The following is a 15,158-nucleotide window of genomic DNA, read 5'->3' as shown; positions in this document are numbered from 1 at the left end:
TCCGGCGGCCAGCTGGTCGTACAGGTGGGCTGATCTACGACATCAAGGGAGACAGCAACAGCTACAAACGCGCTTGAGATCGATATGCCGCCGCGCCACCAAGGCGATACGCAAGTTGGGATTTGCGGCGGTCACGGATGCCATTCTGCCATGGATGACGGCCAACGTTGCAACCAGGTCAAATTTCTGCTCATAGTGATTAAAATTACCGGCTAACTCTGGGTGGTTAGGTAAACAAAGCCGGGAATCTGCTGGGAACTATGGCGACTTCCCGTCATAGGATGATTTGGCATGACCCTTCGCGCGGCACCGGTTGATCTGCCCGGCGCGCAGCCGACCCCTGGGGCTCCGTTTGGCGTGTACGTGCACGTGCCGTTCTGCATCACCCGTTGCGGCTACTGCGACTTCAACACCTACACCCCGGCTGAGCTGGGCGGGGTCAACCCGGACGCCTGGCTGGAGGCACTCCGAACCGAGCTCGGGCTGGCCGCCGCGCGGCTGGACGTGCCGGCCGTGGACACCGTGTTCGTCGGCGGGGGGACGCCATCGCTGCTGGGTGGTGAGCGTCTGAGCAGGCTGCTCGACATGGTGCGGGATCACTTCGACTTGGCCCCGAGCGCCGAGGTCACCACGGAGGCCAACCCCGAGTCGACCGGGCCGGAGTTCTTCGCGGCCATCCGTGCGGCCGGCTACACGCGGGTGTCGCTCGGCATGCAGTCGGTGGCCCCGCGCGTGCTGGCCACCCTCGACCGGGTGCACTCGCCCGGCCGGGCGGTCGCGGCGGCCCGCGAGGCGATGGCCGCGGGCTTCGAACATGTCAACCTCGACTTGATCTATGGCACCCCAGGGGAGTCCGACGACGACCTGATCCGCTCTGTCGACGCGGCTGTCGAGGCAGGGGCCGACCACGTGTCGGCGTATTCCCTGCTCGTCGAGCAGGGCACCGCCCTGGCCCGCCGGGTCCGCAGCGGCGAGCTGGCCGCTCCCGACGACGACGTCCTTGCGCATCGCTACGAATTGGTCGAGGACCGGCTGTCCGCCGCCGGATTCAGCTGGTACGAAGTCTCCAACTGGTCCCGGCCGGGCGGACAGTGCCGCCACAACCTCGGCTACTGGGACGGCGGGCAGTGGTGGGGGGCGGGGCCGGGCGCGCATGGTTTCATCGGCGCGACGCGGTGGTGGAACGTCAAGCACCCCAACGGCTATGCGGAGCTACTGGCCGACGCGATGCTGCCCGTCGCCGGCTTCGAGCAGCTCGGGGCGGAAGCGCTGCACACCGAGGAGGTGATGTTGAAAACCCGGCTGCGCCGCGGGCTGCCAGTGGCGCCGCTGGGGGCGGACGAACGCGAACGCGCGGCGGCTCTGTGCGCTGACGGGTTGCTGGTGACCGAGGACGACCGACTCGTCCTCACGCCCCGTGGTCGGCTACTGGCCGACGCCGTGGTGCGCACCCTGCTGGGGTAACCGCGCCTGGTTTCAGCTGATCGGGAACCAATGCCCGACCAGGCGAGAGATTTCGATATACAGCGGGATTCCGATCGTAACGTTGTAGGAAAACGTCAAACCCAGCGATGCGGCCAGCGGCAGGGTGGGGCTGGCCTCCGGGATGGCTAGGCGCTGGACCGCGGGCACGGCGATGTAGGACGCCGCGCCGCACAGCACGGCGAACAACACGTAGGTTCCGGGCTTGAATCCCGTGTTGGTGACGTAGGCGTAGCTATGGGCGACGATAATGCCAATCGTCGCAAAGAGATTGGGCGCCAGCAGACCGAAGGCGATGAAACCCCAGCCCGCCGAACGCAAGTCCTTCAACTTCCGCGCAGCCGTCATGCCCATCTCGAGCAGGAAGAGACAAAGCACGCCCTGGAATGCCAACACGAAGAAGTTGTCGTCGTCGTGAATGACCTTCTCGCCCTGCAGGCCACTGACCAGGCCGATGATGATGCCGCCGAGGAGGAGGACAAGCCCGGGGTTGAGGAAGACTTCCTCAAACAGCTCACGGGAGAAGACACGTGGTTTCTTGCCGGTCTCGACTTGCTGCCACTCCGAAAGCTCCACCTCTTCCAGCGAAAGGTCCAGCTCCAGCGCACTCTCGTTCTGGCTGTCGAGGCTCTCGCCCTCGGCAGGTCGGGTGGCTGCCCCCGGTCCGACCCCTGCCTTGACCGGCCGCATATAACCGGGCTCGTCCGGCATGAACCCCGTCTCGTCCAGACCTCGATGGCGTAGCCGCGCAACCAGGTACAAGGCCACGAGGCAACCGGGAATCTCCATGACCGCCAACATGACTGGCATGTAGGCGTTGAATGCGATGCCGACGCTGGTCAGCACGGCGACACAGGTGGCAAAGGTCCCCGCCGAGTCTGACCCGTAATACCCTGCGACCGTCGCCTTATCGATGCGCCGCATGCTACTTAAGCGGCTCAGTAGCACGTAGGCCAAACCCCCGATCAGGAAGTTCAAGACGAAGCCGAGGATCACGAAGCCGGCGATGTTGTCGATGTCCGCAGGCTTGACCCTGGCGAGCTCTTCACCTCCGTGCCAGCCGATGGCCAAAAGCAGGTACATGGTCAGCCCCTGATAGATCACATAGGGGAATTCGAACCGAACCTTGAGGATGGGGATCAGAAAGCCGAAGTAGAAGAAGAGCAAGAGTGGCTTGAACAAATTGTGGGTAAGGTTGTGCCAAAACTCTTGCAGCATATAGCCTTCCCTCCTCGGTGCGGCCGCCAAGGAAGCACCGAACAGGCGGGGCGACCATGAATATCCAGACGGATCTCCGAAACTTAGCCCTGCTTACTCCAACCCGCCACTCGAGAAACCGCCCAGGACTTGCTCGGGCGGCCAGGCGCAACCCCCGGCGCTGTTAGCGCGACGACCGAACAGTTTGCCGACGCTAGGCCGCTTACTTGGCCGTCGAAACCAGCGACGGCCGGACCCCGGCTCCACGCCTGCGATGTGTCACCGACTGCCATGCCGACGGCGAGTAGTGCACCGTCGTTTCCTCGAAGCCGTCGACCCTCGAAACCGTAAGCACGCCAGTCTCTTGGTTGATGTTGAGCTCGTCCCCGTCGGCCGCCGCGATTTCTTCGCCGCTCGAGAGCCGGATTACGAACATGGTTTGTCCTCTCGATCGAGTACGTTGCTAGGTCTTCAATCCGGTGGTAGCTGGCGGGCCTGGAATCGGGCCGGACCGGCGACCGTTAAGAGTGCGTTAATCCTGTCCCCCGAGCCACTCCTTCCCCGAGCCAGCCGGACGGGCGCGCCGCACACTCGTCCGACGAATGTGCGTCACGCGTGATGTTAGAAGAACTCCGGAGACTGCGGTCGGGCGTCGCCTAGCGGTTAGGTAAACGGTCAGGAAACGTTTGTCCTCCGGTAGTCGCCGCGATGACCGGATTGGTCCACCCGCCCGCCGCTGCTGCCTGCCGAAACGGGGAGCCGCTGGGCGCGGAAGCGGCCGGACGAAGCAGGACGCGCCCGACCGCCGGACGGGGTCCGCCCTTTAATTCCACGCGAGATTTATCCGGATCTGTCCAGGTCGGGGCCCTCAAGCGGAACAGGCTGCGCAAAGTTTCATAGGTTAGGCTACATTTACTAGCTGTGACCGAGGTCAGCGTCAAGACGGGTGCTGTGGGCACCGCGACACCGTCGATTCCACTGCCCGCCCACATCGACCCTGCCGACCTGGCAGCCGAGCTGGCCGCGCTGCTGCCTGAGCGGGGGGGCGAGGAATACCTGCTCTACGAGAACGGCGGCGAATGGGTTCTGGCCACCGGTGTAGTGGCGATGGTCGAGTTGGACAGCGACGAATTGCGGGTGGTTCGCGACGGCGTAACCCAGTGCCAACAGTGGTCGGGGCGGCCGGGGCAGGTGTTGGCCGAAGCCGTGGACCGGTTGCTGCTGGAGACCGATCAGGTCTTTGGCTGGGTCGCCTTTGAATTCGGCGTCTACCGCTACGGGTTGCAGGAGCGGCTGGCGCCAAAAACCCCGCTGGCACGCGTCTTTTGGCCGCGCACCCGAATCGTGGTGACCCGGGAGGCGGTTCACCTTGTCGGGGCTGACGATGACGTCTGTGAGACCGTTCGCCGGCTTATCGGCGACGGTGTGCGCAATCTGTCGAGCGCGCGCGCGGTTGACGTGACGGCCGACTCGTCCGGCTATCGCGATCGCGTGGCGGCCGCAGTCCGTGAGATTGGACGCGGCGACTACCACAAGGTGATCCTATCCCGTTGTATCGAAGTGCCTTTCGCGCTCGACTTCCCGTCGACATACCGGCTGGGCCGTCACCACAACACGCCGGTGCGGTCATTCTTGTTGCGGCTGGGTGGTATTCGCGCCCTGGGATACAGCCCGGAGCTTGTTGCCTCCATTCACCACGACGGCGAGGTGATCACCCAGCCGTTGGCGGGGACTCGTCCGCTCGGTCGTGGCCGGGTGCGCGACCGTCAGGCTCGTGACGAGCTGGAGTCGAACTCCAAAGAGATTGTCGAGCATGCTATTTCGGTGCGTAGCTCGCTTCAGGACATCAGCGAGATCGCTGAGCCGGGCACCGCGGCCGTCACCGATTTCATGACGGTGCGCGAGCGGGGGAGTGTGCAGCACCTCGGCTCCACGATCAGTGCGAAGCTGGACCCGTCGAGCGACCGAATGGATGCGCTGGAGGCGCTCTTTCCAGCGGTCACCGCCTCGGGCATCCCGAAAGCGGCAGGTGTCGAAGCGATCTTGCGCCTCGACGAAGGCCCGCGCGGTATGTATTCCGGTGCGATCCTTACCGTTTCGGCCGACGGTGGCCTGGACGCGGCGCTGACGCTGCGGGCTGCCTACGAATGCGACGGGAAAACCTGGCTGCGAGCGGGGGCCGGCATCATCGAAGCATCGCAAACGGAGCGGGAATTCGAGGAGACCTGCGAGAAGTTGTCCACCCTCGCGCCGTATCTCATTGCGCGTCGCTAGCCGCAGTTCGCAGCGCCGGTTCCGAGGATTGCACCAGGTAGTCGGCAAGTACCCGGCTGACCAACGACTCGATGGTCGATTCGATCGATGACGCAAGGGTGGCGGTGACGGTCGCCACGGCTTGGGTGCGGAACCGGACCAGCATGGTGATCAACTCGGCGATCTCGGCGTCTGCGGGCAACGGCTCACCCGGCTTGATGCGGTCCTGGACATGTTCGGCGCCGGCGCGCACCAGCATGTCGCTGATCTCGTCGATCTTGGGCAGGATCTGCTCGTGCAGATCGATCAGCTTGTCCGTGCTGATGCCGTAGCCGCGGATCTCGTTGAACGCCTCAATGAGTTTGGGCCTGGTGATGGTGGCTTGTTCACCTTCGACCCGGATCACCTGCAGCGCCAGCAGCCGCTCGAACGCGCGCGCGTCGTTGACGAGTCGCTTGGCTTCGAAGAGCGGCATCGTCTGCGGCTTCTCGGTGGTCCAGGTGCCTACGATGGCCGTCTCCAGGCCCAGGACGTCGCCGAGGTTTCTTCCCTCCTCCCACGCGCTGAGCATTTCCCGGACATGCGCGATGTTGTATCCGCGGTCCAGCATCGAGGTGATCAGGCGCAGCCGGGTCAGATGAGTGTCGTTGAATAATGCGATGCGGCCGACACGCAATGGGGGAGGCAGCAATCCGCGATCGCGGTAGACCCGGATGTTACGGGTGGTGGTGCCGGCCAGCCGGGCCAGGTCGTCGATCCGATACTCGCCGGACGCCGCGATGTCTTGCGGATGGCTGGCCGCCGCGTCGAATAGCTGTGCCACCGCGGTCTCGACGAACTCGCGGAACTCGCGCGATTGGCGCCGCAGCCGGTTGGGCGCGCGTCGCACGTTGTGCAACACGCTGCCGATCGTGCCGGGCTCGGGTCGTGCTGGTCGGTCGGGGGCCATGGGATTATGCGGCGTCAAGCGGACGAGGTGACCAAGACGGAGGCGTCGTTGGCGACCGCGTCGTAGTCCGAATAGCGGAAATCGCGCATCTGCCGAAGATACTGGGTCGCGGTTCCGGGATACATGGAGGCGTTGAATCCGTCTTTGGTCAAATACCAACTTCGGCATCCCGACATCCAGGTCGTCTTGGTGAGCCGTCGCTGGATGCGCTCGTTGTGGCGTCGTTGGGTCTCTGCGCGCACATCGAGATAGCGCAGATTGTTGTCCAGGATTGTGCTGATTCCGCGCGCCACGTAGTCGAGTTGACCTTCTATGTAGACCAGCAGCGAGTTGTGGCCGGGACCGGAGTTCGGTCCGGTCATGAAGAACAGGTTCGGGTACCCGTGCGCGTTGATGCTCTTGTAAGCCTGTGCGCCGTCGGCCCATTCGGTGGCCAGCGACCGGCCGCCGAGTCCGGTCACGGGGAACGGAGGCCCGGTCAGGTGGACGTCGTAACCGGTGGCGAACACGATGCAGTCGAGGTGGTGTTCGATGCCGTCGCTGGTGCGGATGCCGGCGGGACTCAGCGTCGCGATCGGCCAGTCGATGAGTTTGCAGTTGGCGCGCTGCAGCGCGGGGTAGTAGTCGCTGGAGACCAGCATGCGCTTGCAGCCCGGCGCGAAGTCCGGCGTCAATTGACGGCGCAGCCACGGGTCTTTGACCTGCGCGCGGATGTGCGCTTGGCCAAGCCGGGCGACCAGCGAAGTGAGCGGGGTGTTCCATACCATCGCGGCAGCGGTGACTTCGTGTCCCCAGAACAGTATTTGCCGGGCAAGTTGTTGGGTAGCGGGGACTTTGGCGAACAGCGCCTGCACCGCGGGTGGCGTGGCGACGTCCAGGCGGGGCAGCACCCAGCCGGGCGTGCGCTGAAAGACCTTGACGAAGCCGGCCCGCTTGACGAGTTCGGGAATGATCTGGATCGCGCTGGCGCCGGTACCGATGACGGCGACGCGCTTGCCAGTGAAGTCGTAGTCCGAATCCCAACGGGCGCTGTGAATCTTGTGCCCCTCGTAACTGTCCAATCCGCGAATGTCCGGGAAGTTGGCGTCCGACAACGGTCCAGACGCCAGCACGACGGTGCGAGCACGAAAGCGTTTGCGGGTCTTCGTCGTTGCGGTCCACACACCGGCGCCCTCGTCGAAGGTCAGCCCGGTGACCTCGTGACCGAACCGGATGTGACGACGAATGTCGAATCTGGTCGCCATTTCCTCGATGTGCCGGTAGATCTCTGGGGCGGGGGAGTACGTTCGCGACCACGTCGGGTTTTTGACGAACGAATACGAGTACAGCAGCGACGGTACGTCGCAGCTGGCGCCCGGATACCGGGTGTCGCGCCAGGTCCCGCCTACCCGGTCCGAGCGTTCCAGGATGACGGCATCGTCGATCCCGGTTTCGGCCAATCGAATCGCCGCCCCGAGCCCGCTGAAACCGGCACCGACGATCAGTGTGGCGTAGACGCGTTCGCGTGCCATCGTCACGCCGCCGGCTTGTGAGTCAGTTCCCGCGACCAGCTGGGCATCGGCCGCAGCAGCGGTTTGGGATAGAAGTCCGACAGCCAGACCATGGAATTGGCCAGCAGTTGGTAGGGGTGCCGCGGGTTGACCACCCACATACCGTGTCGCTTGAGCAACTTGTAGGTGGGGACCCGGCGGGTGCGTTCGCCGCGCTCGCCGAGTTGCTTGAAACGGTTGACCGCGTTGAACAGTCGTTCGGGTTCCATGCCCATGCCGGCCATTTCGTTGCGCACGCGGTTGAGCAGCGGCACGTACATCACCACTCCCAGAATCAGGGCCGGCGAGGCGAAGCGGCCGACGAATTCGATCGCCAGCCGACGCGCGGTAGCGTGGCCGATCATCTCCAGCACCTCGAAATCAACTGCGATATGCCGCGATTCGTCGTTATTGATCTTTTCGAATACCTGGTGGCAGACCGGATCCTCCACGGATTCCAGCAGGAACTTCAGCAGCGCACCATCCAGTGCCACCTCCAGCATCGGGATCACGGTGCCCAGGACGGACAGCGGCATGTCGTCGGCGAAGGTGTCCAACCACTCGATGGCCAACCGGATGTTGACGTTGGGTTCCGGGATCTCGCCGTCCTTCAGCATTCCCCAGCGCTTCATCAACGCCAGCTCCGCATTGGCGTGGCGTTGTTCCTCGGCGTGGAAGTACCGGTAGATCTCGGCGATGGTCGGATTGGGTGCCTTCTTGGCCAGCGCCGCGAAGCCGCGAGCGCCGATATTCTCGATCCAGCAGAGGTCGGCCATGAACGCCTTGAGCTTCGGACGGAACTCGGGCCGGATGGTATCGGCGCCGGGTGCCTCCCAATCGATATCGGCGAGCGCCCACTGGCGATCCTTGATCTTGGCGAGCATGGCTTCCATCTCGATGGCCACCTGCAGCTCCTTCCGTTTCGACGGGTGATCAGTGCCTGTTCACCCGGGATACCAGGCCAACTACGCGCGTGAATGACTGTGGAGCAAGACGTTTGACGTTCCAGCCGACCTTGGCGTCGAGTTGCGGCATGCAATAGAGTTCACCGCGGTCATGTGCGTCCAGGCATATCCGCGCCACTTTGGCTGCCGAGAACCCGGTCCAGCGCATCAATCTCGTAGCCAGTTCGCTGGACTCCTCGGTGATCCGGCCCGATCCGACGATATTGGTTTTCACGAAGGTCGGGCACAGCACCGTGACTCTGACTGCGGTGCCGGATAATTCGGCCGCCAGGGTCTCCGACAGCGATAGCACGCCGGCTTTGCTGACGTTGTAGGCGGCCATTCCCGGAGCTGCGCCGAACGCCGCCGCCGAGGCGACGTTGATGATGCCGCGCGGGGCATGAGACGTGCCGGCTTCACGCAGAATCGGGGTGAATACGTGGCACCCGTGAATGGGTCCCCACAGGTTGATGCCCAGGGTCCACAACCAATCGTCCAACGGCACATCGCCGATGGCGGCGCCACCGGCACCGACGCCGGCGTTGTTGATCACCAGGGTGGGCGGTGCGCCGAACCAGGCCTGCGACTGCTCGGCCAGGTCGCACACGTCGTCGAATCGGGATACGTCGCAGCGGATCGCCACCGCTTTCGCACCCTGTTCGACGATCGCGTCGGCTGTGTTTTGTGCTGCGGCTTCGTCGATGTCACTGCAAACCACCGCGCCATCGCGGCGGCCCAGTTCGATGGCGAACGCAGCGCCGATCCCGCTGCCGGCGCCAGTCACCACTGCCGAGGCGCCGCGACTGGTTTTGGCCTTGTTCAGCAGCTTGTCCAGCGGCCCGAGCACCATCAGCCCGCCTCGGTGGAGAGTGTGCGCGCATCCTGCAGCGCGTGGGTGATGAACCGGGCGACGTAAGCCATCGCCTTTGCGGCCTCGGGGGTCATCTTGGGTAATGCCTGGAAGACGTGCACCTGATGAGGCCACACTTGCAGTTCGCACCTTCCGCCTGCGGTCTGGATGTCCGCGGCGAGCCGGCGCGCATCCTCTTGCAGCATTTCGGCGCCGCCCGCTTGGATCAGGGTCGGCGGAAGCGGCGGCCCGCCGGCCACGTCGAGCGTCAGGCGGCGGTGGATGGGATCGATGCCGGAGTGGTACAGGCCCACCAGACGGGCGGCCGTCGCGGCCCGAATGGCCGGATCGCGCCGGATCTGTTCGCGCGCGAGCGAGAGCGCGAAGGTCAAGTCGATGAGCGGCGAAAACAACGCCAGCGCGGCAGGGGGATTCGCGGCGACCTCGGGCTGCAGCAGCATGTCTACCGCAAGATGGCCACCCGCCGAATCACCGGCAATAACAATCTGTTTCGGCGGCACACCACGCGTTTCCACCAGCCAGTCCCAGCCCGCTCGGACGTCGTCGGACGCGGTGGGGAAGCGATAGCGTGGTGCCAGCCGGTAATCGATGCTGAAGACCGGCAGGCCGGTCAGCGACGACAGCCATGACGTCAGCCGTCGATGGGTTTTCGGCGAACACACGGCGTAACCGCTGCCGTGTACGTAGTAGATAGTTTCCCCGCCCGTCGACGAGCGCGAGGCTTCGCTCGTTGGGGTGCGCGGACCGTACACCCATTCGCCCTTGACCCGTCGTCCGTCGGGCAGCGTTGTGTCGACGTGTTCGACGCGGGCACCCGCCAGCGAAGGACCGAATGTGCTCATGACCCTGGCGATGAGCTGCCGCGACAGCCAGATCCCCCACGCCCGCTCCGGTGGGATCAGCCCGCTCAGTGGCCGCAATGTGTACGTACTGACCGCTGCCGCGCCACGGGAGCGCAGTGACCCCCGGGCCGGGACGACGTCGTCCATGCGACGCAGTCAATCGCAAATGGTGACATTAGTCAATGGCAGGTTTGGCCGTTTCTGACGAGAACCTATCGGCAAAGTGGGGTGCCGGCTGCTTGAGGTGGTGCTATACAGCGGCGGTGCTGCTAATCACCGGACCATCGGGAAATGTGGGACACGAGCTGGTCGAAGTGTCGCGCGCAAATCCTCCCCAAACGGAGTGGCGAGTGGCCGGTCGGCATCCCGACCAGCTCGCCGAGCGACTGGCAGGGCAGGCTCAGGTCTGCGGGTTCGATTTGTTCGACCGCGCCACCTGGGCGGGCACGCTGGACGGCGTTGAGACGATGTTCTTGCTGTTCACGCTGCCGAGCAATCGGGCGGCACGCACCTCGGTGCTGCCGGTTGTCCAGGCAGCCCAGCGGGCCGGGTGTCGCCACGTCGTGTATGTGTCGGTGTTCGGCGCCGACCGGGCCCGTTTCATTCCGCATTACAAGGTCGAAGCCGCACTGCGCGCGAGTTCGATGACCTCGACGATCCTGCGGTGCAGTTTCTTCATGCAGAACCTGCACCGGATGATCTCCTCCCACGGCACCGACATCGTCGAACGCGGCGAGTTGTTCATTCCGGCCGGCAAAGGGTTTACCAGTTTCATCGATGCCCGCGCCGCCGCGGAGGTGGCCGCGCTGGAGTTGACTGACCCGGCGTCCCACCGCGACAAGACCTACCACCTCACCGGTGCGGTGGCGTTGAACATGTCTCAGGTCGCAGAACGCCTCACCCAAGCAATGGGATTTCAGGTTACCTACACCCACCCCGGTCTGCTGCATTTCGCCGCCCGACTGCACGGCCGCGGGGTCGGCTGGGACAGCATAGGTTTCATGGCGGCGGTCTACACGCTGACCCGGTTCGGCCAAAACCAACCTCTGACCAACCAGGTGGCCCAACTGTTGGGTCGCCCACCACGCAGCCTCGAGCAGTTCCTGCATGACAGCGCTTGGCGTTGGCACGAACGCGCCTGGACCTGAGCCGCCGCTGGGTCTGCACACCATGCGGGTTCGAGCGGCCTGTCCTCAGGTACGTCAACACGGGCGCGACGATCCTGAAGACGCCAACCGCCAAATGGCCTTGCGCAATTAGGTATTCAAGTACGGCGGTTTGCTGCTACCAGCTTGGGGCAATCGTTTCCCTCTCCGTGTGTCCATGCGCCCGAATTCCGTCGATGTTGACAATGCTCACAAATTCACTAATGTGAGCAGCGTATACATTCAAGCGAGGGAAGAAGCAGGCATGTACGCGATCACGCTCAACGGATTCGGTGGCCCCGACGTGATGGCGTGGGCACAGGTCGACGACCTACCCGCCCCGGGTCCCGGCGAGGTTGCCATTGATGTGGTGGCCGCCGGAGTCAACCGTGCCGATGTGATGCAACGGCAAGGGTTTTATCCCCCTCCGCCCGGCGCCAGCGACACCCTCGGTCTTGAGATCTCTGGTGTCATCGCCGAAGTCGGTTCCGACGTTGGAGATTGGCGCTCGGGTGATGAGGTGTGCGCGTTGTTATCCGGTGGCGGTTACGCCGAGCGGGTGAACGTGGCGGCCACTCAGGTGCTGCCGGTGCCCGACGGTGTAAGTGTGACCGCGGCGGCGGCGCTGCCCGAGGCCGCGGCCACCGTCTGGTCGAATGTGGTGATGACTGCGGGTCTGCGCAGTGGGCAGGTGGTCCTCATTCACGGTGGCGGCAGTGGCATCGGTACGCATGCCATCCAGGTGGGTCGGGCTCTGGGCGCTCACGTAGCGGGCACGGCCGGATCGCAATTCAAGTTGGACCGCTGCCGGGAGCTCGGGGCGCAGACGTTGATCAATTACCGCGACCAGGATTTCGCGAAGGTCGTGACCGAAGAGCTCGGTGGTGCGAACGTCATTCTCGACATCATGGGCGGCAGCTACCTGCAACGCAATGTCGAAGCCCTGGCGGAGGATGGGCACCTGACGATCATCGCGCTGCAGGGCGGGGCCAGCGCGGAGCTCAATCTGGGGCTGCTGTTGTTCAAGCGGGGATCGGTGCACGTGAGCAATCTGCGGCGCCGTCCCCAGAACGGCCCTGGGTCCAAGGCTGAGGTCATTTCCGCACTGCGGCAACGTTTGTGGCCACTGATCGCCGATGGCGCCGTCGCGCCGGTGGTTTCCGCTGAAGTGCCGATCACCGATGCCGGCGAGGCGCACGCGTTGCTGGATTCGGCGAAGTCCGTCGGCAAGGTGGTGCTGACGGTGGGTCAACCCTAGCCGCGGCTCACTCGGCTTGTTCGGGCCGTTGCGGCGGATTTTGAACCGCTTCGGCCGGGACGGCGCTGGCCGGCCATAGGTGTTGGGGTGGCATTAACGGGAATCTGGAGCGCTGCGCGCACCGCTGCCCGGACCCTTTTGGAGACGGCCCGCGTGGAGGAGGCGTCCAACTTGCCGTCGAGGTGTAGAAAAGCCAGACCGTGGACCAGGGCCCACATGGCTGTCGGCATCGCGTCCGGATCAGCAGCGGGAAGCACTTGCTGCACAATGGAGTTGAGATATTCGTGGATTGCTTCCACTGCCGCTACCCGGTCGGGGGCGTTGGGATCGCACGGCTCACCGAACATCACCCGGAACAGCCCGGGTCGCGTGAGTGCGAACTGCACGTAGGCCACCGCGATGTCGGCGAGGTCGTCGGCCGAATTCGGCGCGGGACACGCCTTGGCCAATGCTTCGCCCAGTTCGCGGTAGCCCACGGCGGCCACGGCGGACAATAGCTCGTCGCGAACGGCGAAATGGCGGTACGGAGCGGAGGGTGATACTCCGGCGCGTCGTGCCACCGCGCGGAGCGACAGGTCGGCCGCCCCACCTTCCTCGAGAAGGTCGATGGCGGCACGCACCAGCGCAGCGGGAAGATCGCCGTGGTGATAGCGCGTGGACGACATTGGCATATCTGAACCTACCGGGTGTTGACACTGTTTACATTCCGGATGATGTTAGCACTGCTCATTAACTGTGCGCGAGGACAACACGGGGTTCGCAATATTAGGACCTTGGCTTCAAGGACCGCCCCGTTGACGCCGCGACCATCGATCGCTAATGTGAGCGCTGTATACATCAGGGGGCAGGAGTGTTTGACCCGACCGGCCTCACGGCATGTTGCGGGGAGACCGACCCCGTCGGACGACGGGTCTGGCGGACTGTACATCGGGAGGAATTGAGTCATGGCAAAGGTTTTGATGGTGATTTCGGCAGCCGACCGTTGGACACTCAATGACGGGACGGCACATCCCTCGGGTTTTTGGGCCGAAGAGGTGGCGATGCCCTACCGCATCTTCGCCGAGGCAGGTTGGGACATCACCGTCTCGACGCCGGGTGGCAAGCCTCCGACGTTGGATCAGCTCAGCCTCGGAATCTCCGGTGGGATGCCGTGGACGCGCCGCAAAGTCGAACGCAACCTGGACCGTATCCAGAGTGTGCTCCACCATCCCGTTTCTCTGGACACCGTCGATCCGGACGACTTCGATCTGATTTTCTATCCCGGCGGGCATGGCCCGATGGAGGACCTTGCCTACGACAAGACTTCCGGCGCGTTGCTGACCCACCGACTGGCCTCGGGGCGCCCACTGGCTCTGCTGTGTCACGCACCTGCGGCGATCCTGGCGGCGGCCGAAGCCGATGGCCGATCGCCCTTCGCCGGCCGCAAGATGACCGGGCTGTCCAACCGCGAGGAGCTGCTCAACCGCTTCGCCAAGAAGGCGCCGTGGCTGCTGGAAGACAAGTTGAAGGAAGCCGGTGTGGATTACTCCAAAGGTTTTCCGTTGCGCCCTCACTTGGTCGTCGACGGCAACCTCTACACCGGGCAGAATCCACAATCTTCGGAAAAGCTCGCGCAGCGCCTCGTGGCCGATATCGACGCCGCCGCAGCGTGAGCTCCGACACCCGGCCGCGGTGTTGACAGTGCTCACATCACCGGATTAGCCTGATGTGAGCAGTGCATACATAATCAGTGAGGGGGCTGCTGTGATGTCACCGACCCAGCAGGACATCGTCGAGGTCGACTTGGGTGGGCACGCGGTCACGGTTCCGAAAGGCGGTCTGTACGACCGGTACCGGATGGAGACCGATCTCGATGAGGTTGCCCGCGATCCACGAGTGTCCAGCGTGGACTTCTTCCGCAAGCTGCCCAAGACCAAGGTTGATTCGCGGATCGGCCCCACGTTCACCCCGAACTTCTACTACCGCATCTCCACGGCACGGCTGACCATGCTGGCCCGCTCGGGCGCGATCCGCACCCGTCTGCCCAAGGAGTTCGCACCCCTGGAGGTCGCGCCGGGGTTGGGGCTGATCTCGGTGATCTTCTTCCGCTATGACGTCTGCGACATCGACTTCTACACCGAAGCCGCTGTTGGCGTAGCGGTGCGACCGGCCCGCCACAGCGGGCCGGGCTTGTTCGATCTGGTCACCGGCCTCGTCGATGACCATCTGCATTCCTATGTGCTGTCTTTACCGGTGAACACCGAGATCGCCCAGGTCCGAGGGCATGACGGTTATGGATTCCCGAAGTGGGTCACCGAGATCGACGTGGACATCGATGTCGACCGCACCACCGCCCGGGTGGCCAACGACACCGGCGGCACCGACCTGGCGCTGTCGGCAGTTACCCCCGCGCAAACCAGATACCCGACCGGACAACGGGTTTCCTCGCTGACCTCTTACACCTCGATCGACGGTGCCTGGCATTCCACGTTCAACCAGACCAATGTGCTGTCCGCTGGGACGGCGCGCTTCCCACGCCACATCGATCTGCAGATCGGGACCGGGCGAATGTCTGATGACTTGCGATCGCTCAAGCCGATAACGACGATTCAGCTCGACGTCACCACCGAAGGCCAACTCGCCCTGCATATGCCGGTGCCCATCTCGGTACCGAACACGTCGTCGCGCTCCCGGATCGCGCCCAACTGA

General features: G+C 64.2%; 15 protein-coding genes. 6 read left to right on the top strand and 9 right to left on the bottom strand.

Features of this window, described 5'->3' with window-relative positions; all coding sequences use genetic code 11:
* Nucleotides 1–42: 42 nt before the first annotated feature.
* Entirely contained in the window at nucleotides 43–144 is a 102-nt protein-coding gene (locus AC5Y21_RS14340) for an Ms4527A family Cys-rich leader peptide (protein ID WP_499913108.1), read from the bottom strand.
* 147 nt (nucleotides 145–291) lie between these two features.
* Between AC5Y21_RS14340 and hemW the strand changes: the two genes are divergently transcribed.
* A complete protein-coding gene (hemW, locus tag AC5Y21_RS14335; protein WP_499913107.1) occupies nucleotides 292–1,464 on the top strand; it encodes a radical SAM family heme chaperone HemW in 1,173 nt (390 codons plus the stop codon).
* A gap of 12 nt (nucleotides 1,465–1,476) precedes the next feature.
* Here hemW and AC5Y21_RS14330 read toward each other — a convergent pair whose 3' ends face one another.
* Both AC5Y21_RS14330 and AC5Y21_RS14325 read right to left on the bottom strand, forming a co-directional pair.
* Nucleotides 1,477–2,700: a sodium-dependent bicarbonate transport family permease gene (locus AC5Y21_RS14330; protein ID WP_499913106.1), complete on the bottom strand. Its 1,224-nt coding sequence runs from the start codon at nucleotides 2,698–2,700 to the stop codon at nucleotides 1,477–1,479.
* Between the two features lie 202 nt (nucleotides 2,701–2,902).
* The gene (locus AC5Y21_RS14325; protein WP_499913105.1) at nucleotides 2,903–3,115 is read right to left on the bottom strand and encodes a hypothetical protein; all 213 of its coding nucleotides are present in this window, start codon (nucleotides 3,113–3,115) and stop codon (nucleotides 2,903–2,905) included.
* Between the two features lie 485 nt (nucleotides 3,116–3,600).
* Between AC5Y21_RS14325 and AC5Y21_RS14320 the strand changes: the two genes are divergently transcribed.
* Nucleotides 3,601–4,953: a salicylate synthase gene (locus AC5Y21_RS14320; RefSeq protein WP_499913104.1), complete on the top strand. Its 1,353-nt coding sequence runs from the start codon at nucleotides 3,601–3,603 to the stop codon at nucleotides 4,951–4,953.
* On the opposite strand, the gene AC5Y21_RS14315 is transcribed toward AC5Y21_RS14320, so the two are convergent.
* Genes AC5Y21_RS14315 through AC5Y21_RS14295 form a run of 5 tightly spaced genes read right to left on the bottom strand, consistent with a single transcriptional unit; the run spans nucleotide 4,937 to nucleotide 10,214 of the window.
* Nucleotides 4,937–5,881 (bottom strand): MerR family transcriptional regulator, encoded by a 945-nt coding sequence (locus tag AC5Y21_RS14315; protein ID WP_499913103.1) that lies wholly within the window; start codon nucleotides 5,879–5,881, stop codon nucleotides 4,937–4,939. The two genes, AC5Y21_RS14320 and AC5Y21_RS14315, sit on opposite strands and share 17 nt — an antisense overlap.
* A gap of 14 nt (nucleotides 5,882–5,895) precedes the next feature.
* On the bottom strand, nucleotides 5,896–7,398 hold the full coding sequence (locus AC5Y21_RS14310) for a flavin-containing monooxygenase (protein WP_499913102.1): 1,503 nt from the start codon (nucleotides 7,396–7,398) through the stop codon (nucleotides 5,896–5,898).
* Nucleotides 7,395–8,315 carry a ferritin-like domain-containing protein gene (locus tag AC5Y21_RS14305; protein ID WP_499913101.1) on the bottom strand — a complete coding sequence of 307 codons (921 nt, stop codon included), beginning with the start codon at nucleotides 8,313–8,315 and terminating at the stop codon, nucleotides 7,395–7,397. The genes AC5Y21_RS14310 and AC5Y21_RS14305 overlap by 4 nt, the downstream gene beginning before the upstream one ends.
* A 28-nt stretch (nucleotides 8,316–8,343) precedes the next feature.
* Nucleotides 8,344–9,204 carry an SDR family NAD(P)-dependent oxidoreductase gene (locus AC5Y21_RS14300; protein WP_499913100.1) on the bottom strand — a complete coding sequence of 287 codons (861 nt, stop codon included), beginning with the start codon at nucleotides 9,202–9,204 and terminating at the stop codon, nucleotides 8,344–8,346.
* Nucleotides 9,204–10,214 carry an alpha/beta hydrolase gene (locus AC5Y21_RS14295; protein WP_499913099.1) on the bottom strand — a complete coding sequence of 337 codons (1,011 nt, stop codon included), beginning with the start codon at nucleotides 10,212–10,214 and terminating at the stop codon, nucleotides 9,204–9,206. The genes AC5Y21_RS14300 and AC5Y21_RS14295 overlap by 1 nt, the downstream gene beginning before the upstream one ends.
* Nucleotides 10,215–10,249: 35 nt before the next feature.
* On the opposite strand from AC5Y21_RS14295, the gene AC5Y21_RS14290 reads away from it, so the two are divergent.
* Together AC5Y21_RS14290 and AC5Y21_RS14285 are read left to right on the top strand one after the other, a co-directional pair.
* Complete coding sequence (locus AC5Y21_RS14290) at nucleotides 10,250–11,215, top strand: NmrA family NAD(P)-binding protein (protein WP_499913098.1); 966 nt, start codon at nucleotides 10,250–10,252, stop codon at nucleotides 11,213–11,215.
* Between the two features lie 262 nt (nucleotides 11,216–11,477).
* Nucleotides 11,478–12,470 (top strand): NAD(P)H-quinone oxidoreductase, encoded by a 993-nt coding sequence (locus AC5Y21_RS14285; RefSeq protein WP_499913149.1) that lies wholly within the window; start codon nucleotides 11,478–11,480, stop codon nucleotides 12,468–12,470.
* Here AC5Y21_RS14285 and AC5Y21_RS14280 read toward each other — a convergent pair.
* Nucleotides 12,467–13,141: a TetR/AcrR family transcriptional regulator gene (locus tag AC5Y21_RS14280; RefSeq protein WP_499913097.1), complete on the bottom strand. Its 675-nt coding sequence runs from the start codon at nucleotides 13,139–13,141 to the stop codon at nucleotides 12,467–12,469. The two genes, AC5Y21_RS14285 and AC5Y21_RS14280, sit on opposite strands and share 4 nt — an antisense overlap.
* A gap of 273 nt (nucleotides 13,142–13,414) precedes the next feature.
* Between AC5Y21_RS14280 and AC5Y21_RS14275 the strand changes: the two genes are divergently transcribed.
* Both AC5Y21_RS14275 and AC5Y21_RS14270 read left to right on the top strand, forming a co-directional pair.
* The gene (locus tag AC5Y21_RS14275) at nucleotides 13,415–14,122 is read left to right on the top strand and encodes a type 1 glutamine amidotransferase domain-containing protein (RefSeq protein WP_499913096.1); all 708 of its coding nucleotides are present in this window, start codon (nucleotides 13,415–13,417) and stop codon (nucleotides 14,120–14,122) included.
* 94 nt (nucleotides 14,123–14,216) lie between these two features.
* Nucleotides 14,217–15,158, top strand: a complete 942-nt coding sequence (locus AC5Y21_RS14270) for an acetoacetate decarboxylase family protein (protein ID WP_499913095.1) — start codon at nucleotides 14,217–14,219, stop codon at nucleotides 15,156–15,158.

The sequence above is a fragment of the Mycobacterium sp. NGS41 genome (genome assembly GCF_059812725.1).
This window is presented reverse-complemented; position numbering and strand designations above follow the sequence as displayed.